This window comes from Pseudomonas sp. GD04158 (assembly GCF_029834875.1).
GTDB classification, from domain to species: domain Bacteria; phylum Pseudomonadota; class Gammaproteobacteria; order Pseudomonadales; family Pseudomonadaceae; genus Aquipseudomonas; species Aquipseudomonas hydrolytica.
Window position 1 is genome coordinate 85,504 of record NZ_JAODYT010000005.1, and the last position, 21,177, is coordinate 106,680.

General features: G+C 65.1%; 17 protein-coding genes. 8 read left to right on the forward strand and 9 right to left on the reverse strand.

Going from position 1 to position 21,177, the window contains the following annotated elements; all coding sequences use genetic code 11:
- Positions 1-2: 2 nt before the first annotated feature.
- The 3 genes from N7333_RS03680 to N7333_RS03690 all read right to left on the reverse strand — a co-directional run bounded on the left by N7333_RS03680 (position 3) and on the right by N7333_RS03690 (position 3,086).
- Entirely contained in the window at positions 3-2,195 is a 2,193-nt protein-coding gene (locus tag N7333_RS03680) for a molybdopterin cofactor-binding domain-containing protein (protein WP_129482736.1), read from the reverse strand.
- Positions 2,196-2,197: 2 nt separating this feature from the next.
- Positions 2,198-2,674, reverse strand: coding sequence for a (2Fe-2S)-binding protein (locus N7333_RS03685; RefSeq protein WP_041773080.1), 477 nt, complete (start codon positions 2,672-2,674; stop codon positions 2,198-2,200).
- A gap of 91 nt (positions 2,675-2,765) precedes the next feature.
- A complete protein-coding gene (locus N7333_RS03690; protein ID WP_012018592.1) occupies positions 2,766-3,086 on the reverse strand; it encodes a c-type cytochrome in 321 nt (106 codons plus the stop codon).
- A 329-nt stretch (positions 3,087-3,415) separates the two neighbouring features.
- Between N7333_RS03690 and N7333_RS03695 the strand changes: the two genes are divergently transcribed.
- The 4 genes from N7333_RS03695 to pdeM are packed head-to-tail and all read left to right on the forward strand — an operon-like array spanning position 3,416 to position 9,384.
- Entirely contained in the window at positions 3,416-4,423 is a 1,008-nt protein-coding gene (locus N7333_RS03695; RefSeq protein WP_003246911.1) for a ligase-associated DNA damage response exonuclease, read from the forward strand.
- Positions 4,420-6,078 (forward strand): ATP-dependent DNA ligase, encoded by a 1,659-nt coding sequence (locus tag N7333_RS03700; protein ID WP_129482737.1) that lies wholly within the window; start codon positions 4,420-4,422, stop codon positions 6,076-6,078. The genes N7333_RS03695 and N7333_RS03700 overlap by 4 nt, the downstream gene beginning before the upstream one ends.
- Positions 6,078-8,690: a ligase-associated DNA damage response DEXH box helicase gene (locus N7333_RS03705; protein ID WP_279858499.1), complete on the forward strand. Its 2,613-nt coding sequence runs from the start codon at positions 6,078-6,080 to the stop codon at positions 8,688-8,690. Before N7333_RS03700 ends, N7333_RS03705 begins: the two co-directional genes overlap by 1 nt.
- Before the next feature lie 13 nt (positions 8,691-8,703).
- Positions 8,704-9,384 (forward strand): ligase-associated DNA damage response endonuclease PdeM, encoded by a 681-nt coding sequence (pdeM, locus tag N7333_RS03710; RefSeq protein WP_129482739.1) that lies wholly within the window; start codon positions 8,704-8,706, stop codon positions 9,382-9,384.
- 2 nt (positions 9,385-9,386) lie between these two features.
- On the opposite strand, the gene N7333_RS03715 is transcribed toward pdeM, so the two are convergent.
- Both N7333_RS03715 and N7333_RS03720 read right to left on the reverse strand, forming a co-directional pair.
- Positions 9,387-9,806 (reverse strand): DUF1810 domain-containing protein, encoded by a 420-nt coding sequence (locus N7333_RS03715; RefSeq protein WP_129482740.1) that lies wholly within the window; start codon positions 9,804-9,806, stop codon positions 9,387-9,389.
- Entirely contained in the window at positions 9,803-10,129 is a 327-nt protein-coding gene (locus N7333_RS03720) for a hypothetical protein (protein ID WP_129482741.1), read from the reverse strand. Before N7333_RS03720 ends, N7333_RS03715 begins: the two co-directional genes overlap by 4 nt.
- 412 nt (positions 10,130-10,541) lie before the next feature.
- Between N7333_RS03720 and N7333_RS03725 the strand changes: the two genes are divergently transcribed.
- Positions 10,542-11,795 (forward strand): OprD family porin, encoded by a 1,254-nt coding sequence (locus N7333_RS03725; RefSeq protein ID WP_129482742.1) that lies wholly within the window; start codon positions 10,542-10,544, stop codon positions 11,793-11,795.
- Positions 11,796-11,828: 33 nt separating this feature from the next.
- On the opposite strand, the gene N7333_RS03730 is transcribed toward N7333_RS03725, so the two are convergent.
- A complete protein-coding gene (locus tag N7333_RS03730) occupies positions 11,829-13,328 on the reverse strand; it encodes a PLP-dependent aminotransferase family protein (RefSeq protein ID WP_129482743.1) in 1,500 nt (499 codons plus the stop codon).
- A 120-nt stretch (positions 13,329-13,448) separates the two neighbouring features.
- On the opposite strand from N7333_RS03730, the gene N7333_RS03735 reads away from it, so the two are divergent.
- Together N7333_RS03735 and mgtE are read left to right on the forward strand one after the other, a co-directional pair.
- Complete coding sequence (locus N7333_RS03735; RefSeq protein ID WP_129482744.1) at positions 13,449-14,654, forward strand: FAD-dependent oxidoreductase; 1,206 nt, start codon at positions 13,449-13,451, stop codon at positions 14,652-14,654.
- Between the two features lie 552 nt (positions 14,655-15,206).
- On the forward strand, positions 15,207-16,592 hold the full coding sequence (mgtE, locus tag N7333_RS03740; RefSeq protein WP_129482745.1) for a magnesium transporter: 1,386 nt from the start codon (positions 15,207-15,209) through the stop codon (positions 16,590-16,592).
- 65 nt (positions 16,593-16,657) lie between these two features.
- Here the strand turns inward: mgtE and N7333_RS03745 are convergent, their stop codons facing one another.
- The 3 genes from N7333_RS03745 to N7333_RS03755 form a co-directional block, all read right to left on the reverse strand.
- Positions 16,658-17,527, reverse strand: coding sequence for an AraC family transcriptional regulator (locus tag N7333_RS03745; protein ID WP_129482746.1), 870 nt, complete (start codon positions 17,525-17,527; stop codon positions 16,658-16,660).
- Between the two features lie 396 nt (positions 17,528-17,923).
- Positions 17,924-18,817 (reverse strand): chemotaxis protein, encoded by an 894-nt coding sequence (locus N7333_RS03750; protein WP_003246921.1) that lies wholly within the window; start codon positions 18,815-18,817, stop codon positions 17,924-17,926.
- Positions 18,818-18,877: 60 nt separating this feature from the next.
- Positions 18,878-19,900: a zinc-dependent alcohol dehydrogenase family protein gene (locus N7333_RS03755; protein ID WP_003246922.1), complete on the reverse strand. Its 1,023-nt coding sequence runs from the start codon at positions 19,898-19,900 to the stop codon at positions 18,878-18,880.
- 217 nt (positions 19,901-20,117) lie between these two features.
- Here N7333_RS03755 and N7333_RS03760 point away from each other — a divergent pair, with 217 nt between their 5' ends.
- Positions 20,118-21,032: a LysR family transcriptional regulator gene (locus N7333_RS03760; protein WP_003246923.1), complete on the forward strand. Its 915-nt coding sequence runs from the start codon at positions 20,118-20,120 to the stop codon at positions 21,030-21,032.
- Positions 21,033-21,177: the final 145 nt, after the last annotated feature.

Below are 21,177 nucleotides of genomic sequence, written 5' to 3' on the forward strand. Positions count from 1 at the left end.
AGTCAGGTAGTACGCAGCTCCTGCGTGTTAATGGGCAAACTGCGCAAGCGCTTGCCGGTTGCGGCGTATATGGCGTTGACCACGGCCGGAGCGATAGTCACCGTCGAAACCTCACCGAGGCCACCCGGGGCCTCGCTGCTTTCAACCGTATGCGTGATCAGCTCTGGAACCTCATTGATCCGCAGCATCCGGTAGGTATCGAAGTTGCCTTGCTCCACGCGGCCATCCTTGAAGGTGATATCGCCGAACAGCGCCGCGGTAAGACCGAAGAAGGTTCCGCCCTGAATCTGCGCCACCACGCTATCGGGATTGATTGGAATGCCGCAGTCGACAACGGTGGTGACCTTCAGTACCCGCACATCGCCGTTGGCACTCACGCTGACCTCGGCCACCTGCGCCGCATAGGTGCTGAAGCAGTAGGTCAGTGCCAGGCCGCGGCCATGGCCCTGTGGCAGGGGGCTGTCCCAATCGGACTTCTCTCGCAACAGCTGCAACACCTTGATTGCGCGTGGATGTTCCTGGAGCAGCGGATAGCGATACTCGAAAGGATCGGCCTTGGCGACATGGATCAGCTCATCGAGCAGGCCCTCGACCATGAAGGCGTTCTGCGTATGGCCGACGCCGCGCCAGAAGGCCGGGGTGATACCAGCCGGCGGCTCATGACGAACGTACTGCACCTTGACGTTGGGGAATGCATACGGCCCGCTGGCATCACGCACGGCATCGCGGTCGATGCCATTGACGAAGGCCGGTGGGGCCCAGCGTGCCAGGATGGAGCCGCCGGTGACCTTGTGCGTCCAGGCTACTGGACGATTCTGCTCATCCAGTCCGGCGCTCAGATGGTTGTAATGAAACGGTCGCAGCGTGCTGTGGCGGGTATCCTCTTCGCGAGACCAGATGACCTTGACCGGGTAATCGACCTGCTTGGCGATCTTCACCGCGTGGATCACGAAATCGATTTCCAGGCGCCGGCCAAACCCTCCGCCGATGAGATGGTTGTGAACCTGCACGGCCTCCTCGGGCAGACCGGTCAACTCTGCCGCAGCTGTCTTGGCGCGAGCTGGCACCTGAATGCCCACCCAGATGTCACAGGCATCCTTGCGGACATGCACGGTACAGTTGACCGGCTCCAGGCAGGCGTGAGCAAGAAACGGCACCTGATAGACCACGTCCAGTCGCGTTGCCGCTTTCTGCAGCGCCTCTTCGGCATTGCCATCGTTGCGGACTTCGACTCCCGCTTGCTCTGAAGCCTTTTGGATATCGCTCAACAACTGCGCGCTGGAAAGCTGGGCATTCGCCCCAGGGTTCCACTTGATCTGCAGAGCAGCCAAGCCCTTGCGCGCTGCGCCCATGTGATCGGCGATGACCGCTACCGCATTATCGGTGCGAATCACCTCGCGCACCCCACGCACAGCCATCGCCGGGGCGGAGTCGACCGCATCGAGTGTTCCGCCGACCACGGGGCATATGGTGATCGCTGCCACCTTCATACCCTCGGGGTGTACGTCGATGCCAAACACCGCCGTGCCATTGACCTTGCTAGGCGAATCGGTGCGCTTGGCCGGTGTGCCTATAAGCTTGAAATCCTTGGGATCCTTCAGCGGAATCGTTTCCGGCAACGGCAGTTTGGCCGCGGCGTCCACCAGTTCGCCGTAGCCTAACTTGCGTCCACTGGAGGGATGCAACACCTCGCCTGCCTCAGCTCTGCAACTGTCAGGCGCGACTCCCCATTGCTGGGCGGCAGCGGCGACAAGTAGTACCCGAGCAGCAGCTCCTGCCTCGCGCAGGGGTTTCCAGTTGCCGGGTACCGAGGTCGAGCCACCGGTTACCTGGAAACCAAGCATGGGATTTGGATAACGCTTGTCATCGGCTGGCGCATGCTCGATGTGCACCTGTTCAAGGCCGACTTCAAGCTCTTCGGCAATCAGCGCTGGCATGGAGGTGTAAGTCCCCTGCCCCATTTCCACTGGCTGGATCGTGAGGTAGATACCGCCTTCGCGATCAATACGGACATAGGCGTTGGGCGCGAAACTCCTCCCTGTCGAAGCCTGAGCATCGCGCATCAGCGGGGGCAGCGAGAAGCTGATCAACAGCCCGCCCCCGACCGCAGCACTGGCTTTGAGGAAATGACGCCGGCTCAGGGCCAGGGGCTCTTGGGACGAGGTTTTCATGGGGAAGTCCTGCAAACTGTTCATGATTACCCCTCCACCTGCGCAACGGGCTGCCCGGCAGCAGACTTGATGGCTTCGCGTATGCGTACGTAGGTTCCGCAGCGACAGATATTGCCGGCCATCGCGCCGTCGATGTCGCTGTCGCTTGGATTGGCATTGCGCGCCAGCAAAGCGCTGGCGGACATGATCTGACCCGACTGGCAGTAGCCACACTGGACCACCTCATGAGCCAACCAGGCGTCCTGTATGCGTTTGCCGGCCGGCGTTTCCCCAATCGCTTCGATGGTCGTGATCTCGGAACCCACCACCGCATTGATCGGCATAATGCACGAGCGCACCGCGTTTCCATTCATGTGCACGGTGCATGCGCCGCACAATGCCATGCCGCATCCGAACTTGGTGCCGGTCATCCCGAGCACATCGCGTAGCACCCACAGTAGCGGGGTATCGTCATCGACATCCACCTGGTGCTCTTTGCCGTTGACCTTAATCATGTGGGCCATGAGGGAGTCCTCGCTAATCCGATTGGAGCCCGCCTCCTCGAGGCGCTCGGGGGCGCATCTGGCGGGTCAGTGTTATGGGAAGGTGCCGTCTTTACTGGTGAGGTGCAGTCAAAATCCATTCAGCGATGCTCGTTGCATCGGCATCACTGAGCTGGGCCTGCGCAGGCATAGGTATGGCGCCCCAAGAGCCTGAGCTACCACTCTTTATGCTGCTGCCAAGTTGTTCGGCACTCTTGCTGCCGTCCCCGTAACGTTGCGCTATCTCCTGCCAGGAAGGGCCCACTGTGCGTGCTGCAGGCTGATGACATGCCGTGCAAGCGTTGTTCTGCAGCAACTGGGTTACATCGGCATGGGCCATCGGTAGCAACAACAGACCGCTTGTGATGGCAGTAACAACAGGGATCTTGCGCATAGCTATCTCCTCGTCTTATCCATCGGAAGAAGACTAGATAGCCGTTACGCTTCGGAAAACCGCACAATGGTGCAAGAGCCTTGAAGGCAAACTTAATACTCAGGCGTTGGCATGGCCCGGGCAGGTCAGACGACCTTTCATGGCAACCCGCATTCTGCTCTCTCATCGGTCGATCGACAGGGCGCAGGCCACTGAGCATGCTTCGGCGATTGGAGTTCGGCCGTGCTTGCCGAGACGGCAGATGCCCAGCTGAGCCTGGCCCCGCCTGAAATCCGAACCTAATCTCCTCCCGGGCGTTCTAAGCTCTAGCAAGCCACCAAGAGGATTTCATGGATCTGGTCGTTGCCCGTCCCGAAGGTCTTTACTGTCCGCCCGGTGATTTCTACATCGATCCGTGGCGACCGGTGGAACGCTCGATCATCACCCATGCCCATGGCGATCACGCCCGCCGCGGCAATGGTCATTATCTGGCGGCGGCGCCCGGTGAAGGCATTCTGCGCTCGCGCCTGGGCGACGATATCCGCCTGCAGACCCTGGCCTACGGCGAACGCCTCGAGCACCACGGTGTAACCCTGAGCTTTCATCCCGCCGGGCACGTGCTCGGTTCGGCGCAGGTGCGTCTGGAATACCAGGGCGAAGTCTGGGTCGCTTCCGGGGATTACAAGGTCGAGCCGGACGGCACCTGCGCACCCTTCGAGCCGGTGCGTTGCCATACCTTCATCAGCGAATCCACCTTCGGCCTGCCGATCTACCGCTGGCCATCGCAGGCCGAGATCTTCGCCGGTATCGACGCCTGGTGGCGCGCCAATGCCGCCGCCGGCAAGGCCAGCGTGCTGTTCGCCTACGCCTTCGGCAAGGCCCAGCGCATTCTCCACGGCATCGACGCCAGCATCGGGCCGATCCTGGTGCACGGCGCCGTCGAGCCACTGAACGAGGTGTATCGCGCCGGCGGCGTACACCTGCCGCCAACCCGTTACGCCGGTGATATCGCCAGGAACGACCCGCTGCTGCGCCAGGCGCTGATCCTCGCGCCGCCCTCGGCCGGCGGCAGTACCTGGATGCGCCGTTTCGGCGACTACAGCGACGCCTTCGCCAGCGGCTGGATGCTGCTGCGCGGCACGCGCCGGCGGCGTGGCGTGGACCGCGGCTTCGCCCTCTCCGACCACGCCGACTGGCCCGGCCTGCTGTGGGCCATCGAGCAGACCGGTGCCGAACGGGTGATGGTCACCCATGGCCAGGTCAACGTGCTGGTGCGTCATCTGCGCGAGCAAGGCCTCGATGCCCGCGCCTTCCAGACCGAATACGGCGATGAAGACGACGTGGAGCCGAGCCCATGAAAGCCTTCGCCGAACTCTACGCGCGGCTGGACGCCACCACCTCGAGCAACGCCAAGCTGCAGGCGATGCAGGAGTATTTCGCCGAAGCGCCGTCAGCGGATGCGGCCTGGGCGGTGTACTTTCTGGCCGGCGGCCGCCCACGTCAGGTGGTGCCGACGCGGGTGCTGCGCGAGCTGGCCACCCGGCTTTCCGGCCTGTCCGACTGGCTGTTCGAGGAGAGCTACCAGGCCGTCGGCGATCTGGCGGAAACCATCGCCCTGCTCCTGCCCGAATCGCAGCACGCCTCCGAACAGGGGCTGGCCTGGTGGCTGGAAGAACAACTGCTGCCCCTGCGCGGCCTGCCGCCCGCGGAGCTGGCCGAGCGTCTGCCACCTTTATGGGCGCAGCTGGATCGACAAAGCCTGATGGTCAGCCTCAAGCTGCTCACCGGCGCCTTTCGCGTCGGCGTCTCCAAACTGCTGGTGACCCGTGCCCTGGCCGGCCTGGCGCAGATCGACGCCAAGCGTGTGGCGCAGCGGCTGGTGGGGTACACCGATCTGTCGCATCGGCCGACCGCACAGCGCTACCTGGCGCTGATCGCCGCCGAGTCGGAGGACGAACACGCCCAGCGCGGCGGCCAGCCCTACCCCTTCTTCCTCGCCCATCCGCTGCAGCAGCCGCTGGAACAGTTCGACGCTCAGCTGGGGCCGGCCAGCGACTGGCTGGTGGAATGGAAGTGGGACGGCATTCGCGCGCAGCTGGTCAAGCGCGACGGGCGCCTGTGGCTGTGGTCCCGCGGCGAGGAGCTGATCACCGAGCGTTTCCCGGAGCTGCGCGAACTGGCAGAGGCGCTGCCGGACGGTAGCGTGCTCGATGGCGAGCTGGTGGCCTGGAAGGAGCCCACCCCAGGCAGCGGCGCGGTGTTCGGCATTCAGCCCTTCGCCCTGCTGCAACAGCGCATCGGCCGCAAGACCCTGAGCAAGAAACTGCTGGAAGAGGTACCCGCCGCGCTGCTGGCCTACGACCTGCTGGAATGGCGTGGCGAAGACTGGCGCTCGCGCCCCCAGGACGAGCGCCGCGCCCGCCTGGAACTGCTGGTGGCGGAGGTCGGCGATGCCCGTCTGCAGCTCTCGCCGCAACTCACCGGCCGCGACTGGCAGGACTTTGCCCGCCAGCGCGAAGCCTCCCGTGAGCTGGGCGTAGAAGGCATGATGCTCAAGCGCCGCGACTCCCTGTACGGGGTCGGCCGCACCCGCGATCTGGGCCTGTGGTGGAAGTGGAAGATCGACCCGTTCAGCGTCGACGCGGTGCTGATCTATGCCCAGCGCGGCCACGGTCGCCGGGCCAGTCTGTACAGCGACTACACCTTCGCCGTGTGGGACGACTCCACGCCTGGCGAGCGCGTGCTGGTGCCCTTCGCCAAGGCCTACTCGGGCCTCACCGACGACGAGATGCGCAAGGTCGATGCGATCATCCGCAAAACCACCGTGGAGAAATTCGGCCCGGTGCGCAGCGTCACTCCGACCCTGGTGTTCGAGCTGGGTTTCGAGGGCATCGCCCTGTCCAAGCGGCACAAGAGCGGCGTCGCCGTACGCTTTCCGCGCATGCTGCGCTGGCGTACCGACAAGCGGGTGGAGGACGCCGACACCCTGGCCACGCTGCAAGGGCTGCTCTGATGGATCAACCCGTTAGCCGCCGCAGCCTATCCGGCGCCTGGTTCGCCCAGCGCGGCTGGAAGCCCTTCGCCTTTCAGAGGGAGGTCTGGCAGGCGGTCAAGGCAGGCGAGTCCGGCCTGTTGCACGCCTCCACCGGAGCCGGCAAGACCTACGCCCTGTGGTTCGCGGCCCTGGAGCGTTTCGCCACGCCCTCTCCTGCCGAGACCACCAGCCCTCGCCCGCGTAAGAAACCGGTCATGGCGCCGCTGACGGTGCTGTGGATCACCCCGATGCGCGCGCTCGCCGCCGACACCGCGCGCGCCCTGCAGGCGCCGCTGGATGAACTGCAGATTCCCTGGGACATCGGCCTGCGCACCGGCGACACCAGTAGTGCCGAACGCGCCCGGCAGAGCCGCAAGCTGCCGAGTACGCTGATCACCACGCCGGAAAGCCTGACCCTGCTGCTGACCCGCGCCGATGCCCGCGACGCCTTCGCCCACCTGCGCATGGTGGTGATCGACGAGTGGCACGAGCTGCTCGGCAACAAGCGCGGCGTGCAACTGCAACTGGCCCTCGCACGCCTGCGCCTTTGGCATCCGTCGCTGCTGGTATGGGCGCTGTCCGCCACTCTCGGCAATCTCGAACATGCCCGCGAGGTGCTGATGCCCGCCGGGCGCCTGGTGCAGGGCAAGCTGGCCAAGGATCTGCGCATCGACAGCCTGCTGCCGGCCGGCCTGGAGCGCTTTCCCTGGGCCAGGCACCTGGGACTGCGCATGCTGCCGCAGGTGGTCGAGGAGCTGGAGGCCAGCAGCACCGCACTGGTGTTCACCAACACCCGCTCGCAGGCGGAAAGCTGGTACCAGGCCCTGCTCGAGGCGCGCCCGGACTGGGCCGGCCTGCTCGCCCTGCACCACGGCTCGCTGTCGCAGGAGGTGCGCGACTGGGTCGAACAGGCGCTCAAGGAAGGCCGACTGAAAGCCGTGGTCTGCACCTCGAGCCTGGACCTCGGGGTGGATTTCCTGCCGGTGGAACGGGTGCTGCAGATCGGCTCACCCAAGGGTGTGGCCCGCCTCATGCAGCGCGCCGGCCGCTCCGGCCATGCCCCGGGGCGCCCGTCCCGCGCCACGCTGGTGCCCACCCATAGCCTGGAAGTGCTGGAAGCGGCCGCCGCACAAAGCGCCGTGGCCGAGCGCAAGGTCGAGGCACGGCTTTCGCCGGACAAACCGCTCGACGTGCTGGTCCAGCACCTGGTGAGCATGGCCCTGGGCGGCGGTTTCCACGCCGATGCCATGCTGGCCGAGGTGCGCAGCGCCTGGGCCTACCGCAGCCTCAGCGATGACGAGTGGCAGTGGGCATTGGCCTTCATCCGCCACGGCGGCCATTCGCTGACCGCCTACCCCGATTACCGCCGCGCCGAGCCGGACGCCAGCGGCCTGTGGCAGGTGCCCGATGCACGCCTGGCGCGGCGTCATCGCATGAGCATCGGCACCATCGTCAGCGACGCCAGCCTGGCGGTGAAATACTGGAGCAAGGGCGGTGGCGGAGGCTCTCTGGGCAGCGTCGAGGAAGGTTTCATCGCCCGTCTGCGCCCCGGCGATACCTTCCTCTTCGCCGGTCGCCCGCTGGAACTGGTGCGGGTGGAAAACATGACCGTCTACGTGCGCCGCGCCACCAGCCGCAAGGCCGCGATCCCGCGCTGGAACGGCGGACGCATGCCGCTCTCCAGCGAACTGGCGGACGCCGTGCTGGCCAAGCTCGACGCCGCTGCCCAGGAAGAATACGTCGGCCCGGAGATGCAGCTGCTGCGCCCATTGCTCGACGTGCAGCAGGCCTGGTCCGCCCTGCCCGGCGCCGCCACCCTGCTGGCGGAGGTGCTCAAGTCCCGCGAAGGCTGGCATCTGTTCCTCTACCCCTTCGCCGGTCGTTCGGTGCATCTGGGGCTGGCCAGCTTGCTGGCCTGGCGCCTGGCCCGCGAACAACCGCTGAGCGTTTCCATTGCGATCAATGACTATGGCCTGGAGCTGCTGTGCCCCAGCGAGGTGGATTTCGCCGCGCGGCTCACGCCCGCGCTGTTCAGCACGGACGACTTGCTCTCCGACGTGCTCGCCAGCCTCAACGCCGGGGAGCTGGCGCGCCGGCGCTTTCGCGAGATCGCCCGCATCGCCGGCCTGGTGTTCAGCGGCTACCCCGGCGCGCCGAAGAGCACCCGCCAGCTACAGGCCTCCAGTGGACTGTTCTTCGACGTGTTCAGCCAGTACGACCCGGGCAACCTGCTGCTCGGCCAGGCCCAGGAAGAAGTGCTGCGCCAGGAGCTGGACGTGCAGCGCCTGCAACACACCCTGCAGCGTCTGCAATCGCGCCGGCTGGATATCCGTACCGTCAAGCGCGCCACGCCGTTCGCCTTCCCCCTGCTGGTGGAACGCTTTCGCGAAAGCCTGAGTTCGGAGAAACTCGCTGACCGTATCCGGCGCATGGTGGCCGATCTGGAGCAGGCCGCCGGCCCGGGTGGTTATCAGGACCCGGCATTCGCCATCGACGACGAGCGCCCGGCGCCGCGCAAAGGCCGCTCTCCGCGTCAGGGCAAGGACGGCCTGCCCCGGCCACCGGCGCAGCGCCCGAAAAAACGCCGCTGACTAGAGAGGTTTCATGAGCGAGCACCACCCCGGCCATCTGATCGTGTCGCTGGCCGGCGCCGAACTCTGGCTCCTGGCGGACAAGGCCATCTGGTGGCCGCAGCAGCAGGTGCTGCTGATCGCCGACATCCACATCGGCAAGGCTGCCGCCTATCGCGCCCTGGGCCAGCCGGTGCCACAGGGTACTACCGCCGCCAACCTGCAGCGGCTGGACGCCCTGTTGCAGCGTTTCGATTGTCGCCAGCTGATCTTTCTCGGTGATTTTCTCCATGCCCCCGGCTCACGCACGCCGGCCACCCTGGCGGCGCTGGCCGAGTGGCGCGAACGGCATGCCGAGCTGGCCATGACCCTGGTGCGTGGCAACCACGACAAACGTGCGGGCGACCCGCCGGAAGACTTGCGCATCGCAGTGGTGGAAGAACCGCTGTTGCTCGGCCCCTTCGCCCTGCAGCACGAACCTCGCGCGCACGCCAGTCATCATGTGCTGGCCGGCCACCTGCATCCGGCCTACTTGCTGCACGGCAAGGGGCGGCAGCGTCTGCGCCTGCCCTGCTTCGTCCTGGGTAACGAAGTCAGCCTGTTGCCCGCCTTCGGCAGCTTCACCGGCAGCATGACCTTTCGTGCAGAACCCGATCAGCGCATCGTGGTGGTCGGCGACGGCGGTATCTGGCCCGTCCAGCACAGCGCGCCCTGAGGCTACAGACGCTGCAAGGTCGCAGCATCCTGCTCGCCGTCGTAGAACGCCTGCAGCACCTCGGTAAACAGCGGCTGCTGGGGTGCGGCCGCCTGGAACAGGGTCATGCTCGAACGCAACTTGAGGTCGTCCGGCGAGCCCATGATCTGCCGTACCGGGCGGGCGCGATGGAGCAACAGCGCCCGGGCACAATCTTCCAGGCGGGGGCCCAGCAGCGGGTGCGCCAGGTAGGCCCTCGCCTCGTCGAGGCCGGAGATGCCGTAGTGCTCGGCCATTTCACTGCGGCCCAGGCCGCGCAGCTGCGGAAACACGTACCAGATCCAGTGGCTGCGCTTGGCGCCGGCACGCAGCTCGTCGAGGGCCTGCTGATAATCGCGCTGCTGCGCCTCGACGAAACGCGCCAGATCGAACGGCTCGTTCATCGCGCCGACCGTTCGTGCCCCATCGGCGTGGTATCGGGCAGTGCGCTCTGCGTGGCGAAGTCCGGGCTGTGCACTTCGGAATCCAGCGGCATGTGCGCGTAGCGGGCCTTTTCGGCACCTGGCGCGAGTGGGTCGGCCAGAGCCGCGCGCTTGAGCGGGTGATGCCCGCCAAGGCCGCGGGACAGCAACCATCCGCCCAGCGCGGCACCGGCTACGCCCAGCAAGCCGCCGCGCCGCAAACCGGAGCCCAGCAGCGCCAGCCCGCTGCCGAGCGACACATAGCGCTGCCAGTCGTGGAGGTCGTTATCGGTGTGTTTGTTCATGGCAACTACTCCTGAGGGTGACCTATCAACTGACAGATGCGCCCTTCAGACGTTCTGACGCGTTGGGCTGCCGGCCATCGCCTTGCCCGCAGCTACGCATCCGCGGCCCGCTGCATCCTGGACGAAAAAAAAGGCCGCGCCGGATATCCGGTGCGGCCGCAACTCGTAACCAAAGGAGATGAAGCGGAGCCTGGGCAATGGTCTGTGGAGAACCACTGCCCCTGGAATCTTCATCGGTGTGCAGACTAGCGCTGTTCGCTGACTGCGCGTCATCGAGCGAATCGATAGTGATCATCGACCACCATCAATAGTGCCTGCACCGTCTCGGTGATATCTCTAAACGGTCCGTCCGGACCAGGTCCTGCCTCGCTGCGAGGCCTGACAAGAAAGCACACCAACACCGGGAGCACCCATGCACAAGAAGCACTGTCTCGCGCTGGCCTGCAGCCTCGCGCTTGGCGGCCAGTTGGCTCATGCGAGCAGCCAGTCCGAAGCCCAGGGTTTCGTCGAGGACGCCAGACTCAATCTGTTGCTGCGCAACGCCTACTTCAACCGTGATTACAAGGACAACGCCGCCGACGCCAAGACCTGGGGCCAGGCCTTCATCACCACTTTCGAGTCTGGTTTCACCCAGGGCACCGTCGGCTTCGGTGTCGATGCCTTCGGCCTGCTCGGCATCAAGCTCGACAGCGGTCGTGGCCGCAACTATCGCCCATTCTTCGATACCGACAGCGAAGGCCGTCCGGTGGACGAACTGTCCCAGGCCGGTGCCGCGGTGAAGCTGCGCGTCTCCAATACCGTGATCAGGTACGGCAACCAGTTCCCTTCCCTGCCGGTTCTGGCCCATGACGACAGCCGCCTGCTGCCGCAATCCTTCACCGGCACGCTGGTCACCAGCAACGAGATCGAAGGTTTGGAACTGAATGCCGGTCGCTTCACCGCCGACAGCCCGATGGGCGACTCGGCACGCGACCCCAACCGCCTCAAGAGCATCGACGTGCTCGGCGGCAGCTACACCCTTAGCGATGACCTGAGCCTGGCGGTCTACCACGCCGATCTCGAGGACATGTACAAGCGCTACTACGCCAACCTCAATTACAACCTGGCACTGGCTGCGGATCAGGCGCTGAACTTCGACTTCAACATCTACCGCACCAAGTACGACACCGGTTCGGTGGCCGCAATCGATCTCGGCGGCGATGGCCAGGGGGACCGCAACACCATCTGGAGCCTGGCGGCCAAGTACAGCATCGGCGCCCATGCCTTCATCGTCGCGCACCAGCGCAACAGCGGCGATGCCGGCTTCGCCTATGACTACGGCGATGGCGGCGCCAGCATCTACCTGGCCAACTCCTACTACTCGGACTTCAACCTGAAGGACGAGCGCTCCTGGCAGGCCAGCTACGAGCTGGACTTCGCCCAGTACGGCGCGCCGGGGCTGCGCTACAAGTTCGCCTACGTACGCGGCGACAACATCGATACCGGCAGCGACAACAACGGCACCGAGCGCGAGATCTTCAACCAGGTCAGCTACACCGTGCAAAGCGGTGCGGCCAAGGATCTGCACCTGCGTCTGCGCAATTCCATCTACCGCTCCAGCACCGATGTCGGCCCGGATCTCAACGAGATTCGCGCCTTCATCGAATACCCGCTGAGCATCCTCTGATGGCGCCTGCCCCGGCCTCGGCCGGGGCAGTTCTCAGCCGCGCAGGGCTTGCGCAACGGCCCTGGCGGCATCCTCGATGGCAGATTCCGCATAGGGCGCGAAGCCCATCACCAAGCCCGGTGCTCTGACCCCGACGCAGTATTGCGACAGCGGCAAGGCATCGACGCCGGCCGCCTGCAAACGGGCAAAAGCCTCCCGCTCGTTCTCGACCTGCAAATGGCAGGCGATATCCATGCCCGCGCGAATTTCCGGCACCTCGATCAACCCTTGCCAGTGCTTGTGCGCCGCCTCGGCGAAGGCATCGGCCCGCGATGCATAGATCTTGCGCATGCGCCGCACGTGACGATCGAAATGCCCCTCATGAATGAAGTCGGCCAGCACTGCCTGGGCCAGGCTGTTGGCATGACGCGACATCAGCGCCGCCGCGCGGGTGAAACTCTCCGTCAGATGTTCAGGCAGCACCAGGTAGGCCAGGCGAATGGCCGGAAACAGCAGCTTGCTGAACGTGCCGGCCAGGATCACCGAGTGCTCGGCGCCCGGCATGGAGCGCAACGCCGGAATAGGTTTGGCGATGAAGCGGTACTCGCTGTCGTAGTCGTCCTCGAAGATATAGCTGCCCTGCTCTGCCGCCCATTTCAGCAAGGCCAGGCGCCGCGCCGGCGACAGCTCACCACCCAGTGGTGCCTGGCGTGAGGGCGTGACGTAGGCCAGGCGCGCGCCAGGCGCCAAGCGCATGCCCTCTTCCACCTGCATGCCGGCTCGGTCCACTGGCACGTCCACGCGGCGGATACCGGAGATGTCCATCAACTGCCGCGCGCCGGGATAACCCGGGTCTTCCATCCAGACCTGAGAGTCGCCTGGTGCCAGCAAGCGCAGGCAGATATCCAGGCCCTGCTGCACGCTGCCGAGCACCAGAATGCGCTGCGGCGAAACCTGTACCCCACGGGCGATGGCCAGGTAGCCGGCGATGGCCTCGCGCAGCGAGGGCAAGCCCGCCGGATCCGAATCGAGCAGCATGGTCAGGCGCGAGCTGCGCAGTTGCTGCGTGTGCAGCTTGCGCCACAGGTCGATGGGAAAGGCGTTGATATCGCCACGGTGAGGAAAGAACGGACGCACGCCGGTTGGCAACGTTCGCCGAGAGAAGATCGGCTCGATCTCGGCCAGACGTTTCAGCCAGGGCGTTTCGGGGGCGACGCGCTGCTCTTCCACCTTGGCGACCACCTTGCGCCGAACGTAGCCCGCATTCAGCGTCGGGTCCGGCAGCACCTCGCTGACCCGCGTCCCGCTGCCAGTACGTGCCTGCAGGTAGCCTTCGGAAAGCAGCTGTTGATAGGCCGCCTGCACCGTGCCGCGGGCCAGGCCGTAGTGCTCGGCCATGGCGCGCGTGCTGGGCAGCTTGCTGCCTGCCGGCAGACGGCCACCGAGAATCGCGCGGCGCAGCGACTCGTACAGCCAGCCCTGCAGGCTGGCTCCCTCCTCCGGTGTTCCCAGCGGCAGGAACACCACCTGTGGCGCAGCCTTCTCGAGCGGCATGTCGGCTCCAAAGTGGATCACTTGTTTTCACGAATAATGGATCAATACCTTGATCCAAGCCAGCGGCAGAATCCTTTCCGCAGTCAGCCAACACCTTCACTCACTACGGGAAATCACAACGTGAAACAGCAAATCCTGATCATCGGTGCCGGCTTCGCCGGCATGTGGAGTGCCCTGAGCGCGATCCGCCTGCTGGACCAGCACAAACGCCTGGATGTGGACGTCACCCTGCTTGCCCCACAGGCCGAGCTGCGCGTGCGTCCGCGCTTCTACGAGGCCGACGTTTCCACCGCCGTAGCCCCGCTCGGGCCGCTGTTCGATGCGGTCGGCGTGCGGTTCGTGCCGGGCAGCGCTACCCGCATCGATGCGGCGGGCAAGCGGGTTATCTATCGCGGCGCAGGCGGCGCCCAGGCCGAACTGAGCTTCGACAGGCTGATCCTGGCGTCCGGCAGCCAGGTGGCGCGCCCGCCGCTGGCTGGCATCGATCGCTTCGCCTTCGATGTCGACAGCCTCGAGTCGGCGCAAAGGCTCGAAGCCCATCTGCAGGGCCTGCGCCACAAGCCGGCCAGCCAGGCGCGTAATACCGTGGTGGTGGTCGGTGGCGGTTTCACCGGTATCGAAACGGCCACGGAGATGCCGGCGCGGCTGCGCGCCATTCTGGGTGACGAGGCCGACCTCCACGTCATCGTCGTCGATATGGGCAAGCAGGTCGGCAGCGTCATGGGCGAGCAGATCGCCTCGGTGATCGCCGAAGCCAGTGACACGCTGGGTGTGACCTGGAAGCTGGGCAGCCCGGTGTCGATGGTCGACGCTCAAGGCGTGCAGCTCGACAACGGCGAACGCATCGAGGCCAACACCGTGATCTGGACCGTAGGGGTGAAAGCCTCGTCACTGACCCAGCACATCGACGGCGAGCGCGATGCCTTCGGCCGCCTGCACGTCGACCGCAACCTGAAGGTACTGGGCCAGCACGCCGTCTACGCCACGGGCGATACCGCGTATGCCGCGGTGGACGACCTTGGCAACCATGCGCTGATGACCTGCCAGCACGCCATCGCCCTCGGTCGCTCGGCCGGCAACAACGCCGCGGCGGATCTGCTCGGTGTCGAGCCGATTCCCTACCGTCAACCCAAGTACGTCACCTGCCTGGACCTCGGCGCCTGGGGCGCGGTATTCACCGAAGGCTGGGAGCGCAAGGTGGTGCTGACGGGCAAGGAAGGCAAGGAGCTCAAGACCCAGATCAACACCCAGTGGATCTATCCGCCACAAGCCGAGCGGGCCGTCGCCCTGGCCGCGGCCGACCCGTTGATTCCGGTGGTGGCTTGAGCACGGGCGCGGCGCCCTCCCGCCGCGCCTAAACCCAAGCTGAACGGCGTGCATTATGGAGCGCGGGAAAGTTGTCAGGCATCCATGCAAGACCTAAGATCCCGCCCGTTCGAATTCCAGGAGTTCTTGCCATGGACAGTTCCCATAGTCGATCCCGTATCGACCTACCCCAGGCAAGGTAACCGCGAGTCCCTCCTCGCCACTACCTTGCCGGCCTGGCAGGTAGTGGCATGCAGCGATCGATCTTCGGTCGTCTCCAACCACTCCCTCCCCTTCATGCCGCAGTGCGGTCAGCTGGTGTTCGCCAACGAAGCCGTTGGCGATAGCGGCCGCGCATCCGCGCTGAAGTAACAAGCGACGCCACACCGTCGGGGCTCGAGCCCTGGCCTTCATCAACCCGCTGGAGAGCGTCATGGACCCCGAACCTAGTCGATCTTGCCCTTTTTACATCCCCTTCCTTACCCGTTATCGGCCTGCGGGCACCGGGGCCTGTCCATGGTCTGACTGACCGGGCATGCCTGCGGCTGCCAAAGGCCGCAAAGGAGCATGCCCATGAACCGCGAAGACTTGCTGTTCTCGATTCGCACCCTGTCCCGCTCGTTGGATGCCGCGAGCTTTGCCAGCTTCGTCAGACACACACATCCCTCCGACCTGGCCGAAGCACTGGATGTACTGCCCCCGGAGCAGGCGCTCGCCCTGCTGCTGACTCTGGCTGCGCCGACACGCGCCGAGCTTTTCGTCCATCTGCCCGAACAGCGCCAGGACAGCATGCTGCGCGCCATGTCCCGCGAAGCCGTGGTGCAGTTGTTCGAACACATGCCGTCGGACGACCGTGCCGACCTCTACAACCGTCTCGGCGAGCAGGACAAGCACAAGCTGCTACCAGCCCTGGCCAAGGTCGAGCGCGACGACATCCTACGCCTGGCCGCTTATGCCGAAGGCACGGTCGGCTCGGTGACCACCTCGGATTACGTCCATGTATCTCCGCAGATGACCGTGGCCGAGGCACTGGCCCATGTGCGCGCCACCGCTCCGGACAAGGAGACCATCTACAGCCTCTACGTGCTCGACCAGGAGCACCGCCTCAGCGGTACCGTGTCGTTGCGCGACCTGGTGCTTGCCGATGCGCAGGCCAGCATCGGCACGATCATGCGCCGCGATCCGGTTTTCGCGCGTGCCCATTGGACACGCGAGCAGGCCGCCGAGCTGATCCGTCATTACGACCTGCTCGCGCTGCCGGTCACCAATGGCGGCGAGCGCATGATCGGCATCGTCACGGTGGACGATGCCATGGACATCGAGAAGGAGCAGGACGCCACCCAGCTCGCCCGCTTCGGGGGTACGGCCAGCCTGGGCGCCCAGGATCTGGACGTACTGGCCTCACCGCTGCGGCAGATGTTCAAGGTGCGCGTGTTCTGGCTGGTGATCCTGACCTTCTTCGGCGTCGTGACCAGCACCTTCGTTGCGGCGCAGGAGGAGCTTCTCACCCAGGTCATCGTGCTGGCCGCCTTCATCGCCCCGATCGTGGACATGGGCGGCAACACCGGCAGCCAGTCGGCCACCCTGGTAATCCGAGCTATGGCGTTAGGCGATCTCAGGCTGCAATGGCGCGATGTGGGCTTGATCATCAAGCATGAACTGCCGGTGGCAGCCGCGCTGGGCGTCGCCATCGCGGCACTGGAAGTGGTACTGGCTTACTTCGCCAAAGGTGTCGGCTTCGACGTACTGATGGTGGTGGGCTTGAGCATGCTGGTGTGCACGGTACTCGGCGGCGTCATCGGTGCGCTACTGCCGTTCCTCGCCCGGCGCATCGGCACCGATCCGGCGACGCTGTCCTCGCCACTGATCACCTCGGTTATGGACCTGCTCGGCGTATTCATCTACTTCGCTTTCGCCTACGCCTTGCTCGGCGATCTGCTGACCCAGGCCGCGGGCTGAGCATACGAACACGCTCCGCACCTGGCCATTGCTCGGTAGACCGGCATGGCCAGATGCGGGCGCCTTTACGGCCAGTTGCGGTAGATTCGCGCCGACAGCTGCGGTGGCGGCTCATGGACGGCCTGGCGTAGCCATTCACCCGGCGGCAGGCCGACCTGCTGCGCGAAGGTTCGCGAGAATGAAGCCTGCGAGCTGTAGCCGACCGCATCGGAGACGATCTTGATCGGCACACCGTCGCGCATCATGTCCTGCGCCACCTTCATGCGCCACGCGGTGACGTAGGCCATGGGCGCCATGCCCATCACCTCGGTGAACAAAGCGGCGAACTTCGAGCGCGACATCTTCGCCAGATCCGCCAGGCGCTCCACGCTCCACTGTATCGCCGGCTCCTGGTGAATGCAGAGCAGCGCCGGCCCGAGGCGGCCATCCTGCAGAGCGAAGAGCAAGCCGCTGGTGATCCGCCCCTGGTTGACCGCACGGCGCACCAGCAGCACGAAGACGTATTCGAACAACAGATTGAGCGCCTTGCTGCGGCCCGGTGCCGGATTGCGGAACTCGTTGACCAGGGTGGCGATCACCGGGCCTAGCTGCTCCAGGGCGGCCAGGGGAAACACCAGGGTCTCCAGCAGCCCCAGAGGGAAAGGCTGTTGACCGCTACGCCCGAACTGGAACGAGGCGCAGATCAGCTCAAGACCAGCGGGGTCACGCACGTGCAACTGGTAGCAACAGGTGCTGGGGCAGAACAGCACGCTGGGTTCGTTGATGGCGACACGAGGCAGACCAGGCTGGACCATGTCCACCCCGCCGCGCTCGATCACATGGATAAACGCCATGCCAGGTGGTTTGTCCAGCACCAAGGTCCCTTCAACCGCGCCTGCAAAGAACAGACGCCCTTGCAAAGTGGTACGTTCAAAGAACTCGGAAAGCACATCCATGGGAAAGATGACCTGATCCTGATTGTTTGAGATGAACGGAACGAACGAGGGGGCTCGCACGCCCCTGTTCTGGGACTATCGCCCCAGCCGCTCAGTTCAATCTCAATGCGCCATGACAACCCCTGGCTGGCTGGAAGTGGCGCCCCCAGAATCTGCCGCGCGGACGCAGCCACGGCCGTTTCGGCGCCGCCTCGCTGTCGACGCCCCTGGCCGTCCGGCTTCGGCAGGGCTGGCCACTCAACGCACAGGGGTGTGTTCGCCCGGCGTCGAGCTCGGCGCAGACGAACTCACGCCAGCCGGGCAAGCGCTCAAGCGATTGAACACAGAGGGGGTCGAGCTGGAGTCAGGTAACCGATCAGGCCAGTCCTTGCCGCCCGGCAGCAAGGATCATCCCGCTCAGGAGCGCCCGTCCATCTGCCGGAAGGCGTCCAGCAATGCCTGGGTCAGGTCCACCGAGGAGAACTTGGTCAGCACCGCGTTGGCGCCCACCGAGCGGGCCTTTTCGGTGTTCATGGTGCTGTCCAGCGAGGTATGCAGCAGCACGTAGGTGGCGGCGATATCGGCGCTGCGGCGGATTTCCCGCACTAGGTTGTAGCCGTCCATTTCCGGCATCTCGATATCCGAGACCAGCAGTTCGAACGGCATCTCGGCCTGCTGATAATCATGCAGCTGCTCCAGCGCCGCCTGGGCACTGCGCACGGCCGTGCAGTCGAGGCCGAGTTGGCGCAGCACGTTGAGTGTCTGCTGCAACGCAACCTGGGAATCGTCCACCAGCAGCACTCGGCGCCCCTGCAGCAACTGCTGGTCCCTGCTCTCGAGCAAGCCCTCGATGGGCGCCTGGTCGAGCGCCGGCGCGATGTCGTGCAGCACCTTCTCGATATCGAGGATCTGCACGATGGCGCCGTCGATCTGCGTCACCCCGGTGATGAAGGCGCGGTTGCCGGCAGCCGCGGGCGGCGGACGCACGTCACGCGTCGAGCATTGCACGATGCGCTCGACGCTCTTCACATGCAGCCCCTGCCGCGAACGACTCACTTCGGTGACGATCAGGCAGCCTTCGTCTTCGCTGGAAACACCGCGTTCGCCGATGGCGCGGGCCAGGTCGATCACCGTCAGTGCCGAACCGCGCAGCGTGGCGATGCCGCGCACGTGCGGATGGCGATTGGGCAGTTTGGTCAGAGCCGGGCAAGGAATGATCTCGTTGACCTTGAGCAGGTTGATCCCCAGCAACCTGCCGCTATGCAGACGAAACAACAACAGCGATAGCGCGTCACCGGTGACGAGACTCATGAAACGATCCTTGAACGAACGGTAGGCTTGCTGGATATAGCGACCGCAAGGCCACGGACTTTAATCCGTGGCCAGTTGCAGAGCCACTCGCCCACGATTCGGGCAGGTTTCCATGTAGCGATGAGCCGCGACGAAGTCCTCGAAAGCGAAGACCTTGTCGATCACCGGCGTCAGCAGACGGTCGGCAGTCATCTGGTTGATGTGCGTGAGCGCTCGCTGCACGGCCTCGTTGTTGGGCTCGATGCCCAGCTCCGGGCAACCGGTGAAATCCAGCACGCAGTGACGGAAGAACTGCAGATGCTTCTTGAACGCCGCACAGGCCGGGAACGCCGTGTCGTTGCCGCCGTTGATCCCGTACAGGATCAGCTTGCCACGTGGCGCGGCGATGTCGCCCAGCAGCTTCATCTGCGGACCGGCACACTGGTCGAGGATGATCTCGACGCCCTTGCCTTCGGTGTAGCGCTCCACCTCCAGAACCAGGTCCTGCTCCTCGGTCACGATCACCTTGTCGGCGCCGAGGCCGCGGAGAAACTCGCGATCATCGGCCGAACCGGTGGAGACGATGACCTTGGCGCCCAGCGCCTTGGCCAGTTGCACGGTCTGCGGCGCCATGCAATGGCTGGCCTCGGTGATCAGCACGTGCTGCCCCGGCTTGAGGTGGGCAAGATCATTCAGCGCCAGATAGCCGAACAACAGGCTGGTGTAATGAACGCTGGCCTCGACCGGGCTGAGCACGTCGGGATAACGGGTCAGGGCGTGAGCGGGCATGAGCACCAGATCACCCCAGGTCGGATAACGATTCGGTGTGCTGGCCGGGAAACCGGCCACGGCGGTGCCGACTTCGAAGTCGCTGACGCCTTCGCCCAGCGCGGCCACGCTGCCGGCCAGTTCGAAGCCGATGCCCGACGGGAGCTTGGCCTGCTCGGCCGCCAGGTTCTGCCGCCACAGCACGTCTTTCCAGCCAAGGCCAACGGCCTGCACGCGCACCAGCACTTCACCTGGGCCGGGCACGGGCGTTGGAACCTCCTCGTACTGGAGTACTTCGGCATCGCCGAACTTATGGAAACGGATCATGCGGGACATCGCTTACCTCGAGCTTGATCGCGGATTAACACTTCAATGACTGTGGACTCTATCCGCTGTGGGTCGGCAGCACTATCAGACTCCATCGATAGTCTTCATGCCTGGCAGTGATTCGGCGACTTTCATTCCGTCACGCACTGCCCGTACTATTGCCCAGGCAAAGGCTCTCATTGCCACGCCGTGCTGACAAGGCCCGTTTTCCTCGGATGGTACCCGGATGAACCGCAACGACCTGCGTCGCCTCGACCTGAACCTGCTGATCGTCTTCGAGACCCTGATGCACGAGCGCAGCGTTACCCGGGCTGCGGAGAAGCTGTTCCTGGGCCAGCCGGCCATCAGTGCCGCCCTCGCCCGCCTGCGCACCCTGTTCGATGATCCCCTGTTCGTGCGCACCGGCCGCAGCATGGAGCCGACACCCCGCGCGCAGGAAATCTTCGCCCTGCTCTCGCCGGCACTGGACTCGATTTCCACCGCGGTCAGTCGCGCTGCCGACTTCGACCCGGCCACCAGCAAGGCGGTGTTTCGTGTTGGCCTGTCCGACGACGTGGAGTTCGCCCTGCTCCCCGCCCTGCTCCGCCGTCTGCGCGCCGAGGCCCCGGGCGTGGTTCTGGTGGTTCGTCGCACCAACTACCTGATGATGCCGGGGCTGCTCGCTTCCGGGGAAATCTCCGTGGGCGTGTCCTACACCGAGGAGCTGCCGGCCAATGCCAAACGCAAGGTGTTGCGGCGCAGCAAGGCCAAACTGCTGCGCGCCGACACCGCCCCCGGCGCGCTGAGCCTCGAGGACTATTGCGCCCGCCCTCATGCCCTGGTGTCCTACGCGGGCGACCTCACCGGCTTCATCGATGAGGAACTGGAGAAGGTCGGCTGCAAACGCCATGTGGTACTGGCCGTGCCGCAGTTCAACGGCCTGGCCAGTCTGCTGGCGGAAACCGACATCGTCGCCAGCGTGCCGGACTACACCGCTGCCGCCCTGACGGCCGCCGGCGGCCTGCGCGCCGAGGAGCTGCCACTGGAAACCCCCTCGTTCGAACTGCACATGGCCTGGCGCGGTGCTCAGGACAACGATCCGGCCGAACGCTGGCTGCGTTCGCGCATCCAGATGTTCTGCGGCGATCCGGACAGCCTGTAAGCCTGCCCTGCCGCTCGCGGCTCATCGGGCGTGCCGGCACTAGCTCGTTATTATTTTCGACTAGAACCAACGATTTCTTGTCAAATCCAACTATCCATTAGCGTTTTTGTGCGGCGAGGATTATCGTTTTCGCGCGGCAACGGCT

What these genes read in the sequence shown, in the direction of transcription:
- pdeM (WP_129482739.1), top strand. Translation starts at nt 8,704, where the DNA reads ATGAGCGAGCACCACCCCGGCCATCTGATCGTGTCGCTGGCCGGCGCC.
- N7333_RS03720 (WP_129482741.1), bottom strand. Translation starts at nt 10,129, where the DNA reads ATGAACAAACACACCGATAACGACCTCCACGACTGGCAGCGCTATGTG.
- N7333_RS03690 (WP_012018592.1), bottom strand. Translation starts at nt 3,086, where the DNA reads ATGCGCAAGATCCCTGTTGTTACTGCCATCACAAGCGGTCTGTTGTTG.
- mgtE (WP_129482745.1), top strand. Translation starts at nt 15,207, where the DNA reads ATGAACCGCGAAGACTTGCTGTTCTCGATTCGCACCCTGTCCCGCTCG.
- N7333_RS03715 (WP_129482740.1), bottom strand. Translation starts at nt 9,806, where the DNA reads ATGAACGAGCCGTTCGATCTGGCGCGTTTCGTCGAGGCGCAGCAGCGC.
- N7333_RS03730 (WP_129482743.1), bottom strand. Translation starts at nt 13,328, where the DNA reads ATGCCGCTCGAGAAGGCTGCGCCACAGGTGGTGTTCCTGCCGCTGGGA.
- N7333_RS03725 (WP_129482742.1), top strand. Translation starts at nt 10,542, where the DNA reads ATGCACAAGAAGCACTGTCTCGCGCTGGCCTGCAGCCTCGCGCTTGGC.
- N7333_RS03705 (WP_279858499.1), top strand. Translation starts at nt 6,078, where the DNA reads ATGGATCAACCCGTTAGCCGCCGCAGCCTATCCGGCGCCTGGTTCGCC.
- N7333_RS03685 (WP_041773080.1), bottom strand. Translation starts at nt 2,674, where the DNA reads ATGGCCCACATGATTAAGGTCAACGGCAAAGAGCACCAGGTGGATGTC.
- N7333_RS03680 (WP_129482736.1), bottom strand. Translation starts at nt 2,195, where the DNA reads ATGAACAGTTTGCAGGACTTCCCCATGAAAACCTCGTCCCAAGAGCCC.
- N7333_RS03755 (WP_003246922.1), bottom strand. Translation starts at nt 19,900, where the DNA reads ATGTCCCGCATGATCCGTTTCCATAAGTTCGGCGATGCCGAAGTACTC.
- N7333_RS03700 (WP_129482737.1), top strand. Translation starts at nt 4,420, where the DNA reads ATGAAAGCCTTCGCCGAACTCTACGCGCGGCTGGACGCCACCACCTCG.
- N7333_RS03745 (WP_129482746.1), bottom strand. Translation starts at nt 17,527, where the DNA reads ATGGATGTGCTTTCCGAGTTCTTTGAACGTACCACTTTGCAAGGGCGT.
- N7333_RS03750 (WP_003246921.1), bottom strand. Translation starts at nt 18,817, where the DNA reads ATGAGTCTCGTCACCGGTGACGCGCTATCGCTGTTGTTGTTTCGTCTG.
- N7333_RS03695 (WP_003246911.1), top strand. Translation starts at nt 3,416, where the DNA reads ATGGATCTGGTCGTTGCCCGTCCCGAAGGTCTTTACTGTCCGCCCGGT.
- N7333_RS03760 (WP_003246923.1), top strand. Translation starts at nt 20,118, where the DNA reads ATGAACCGCAACGACCTGCGTCGCCTCGACCTGAACCTGCTGATCGTC.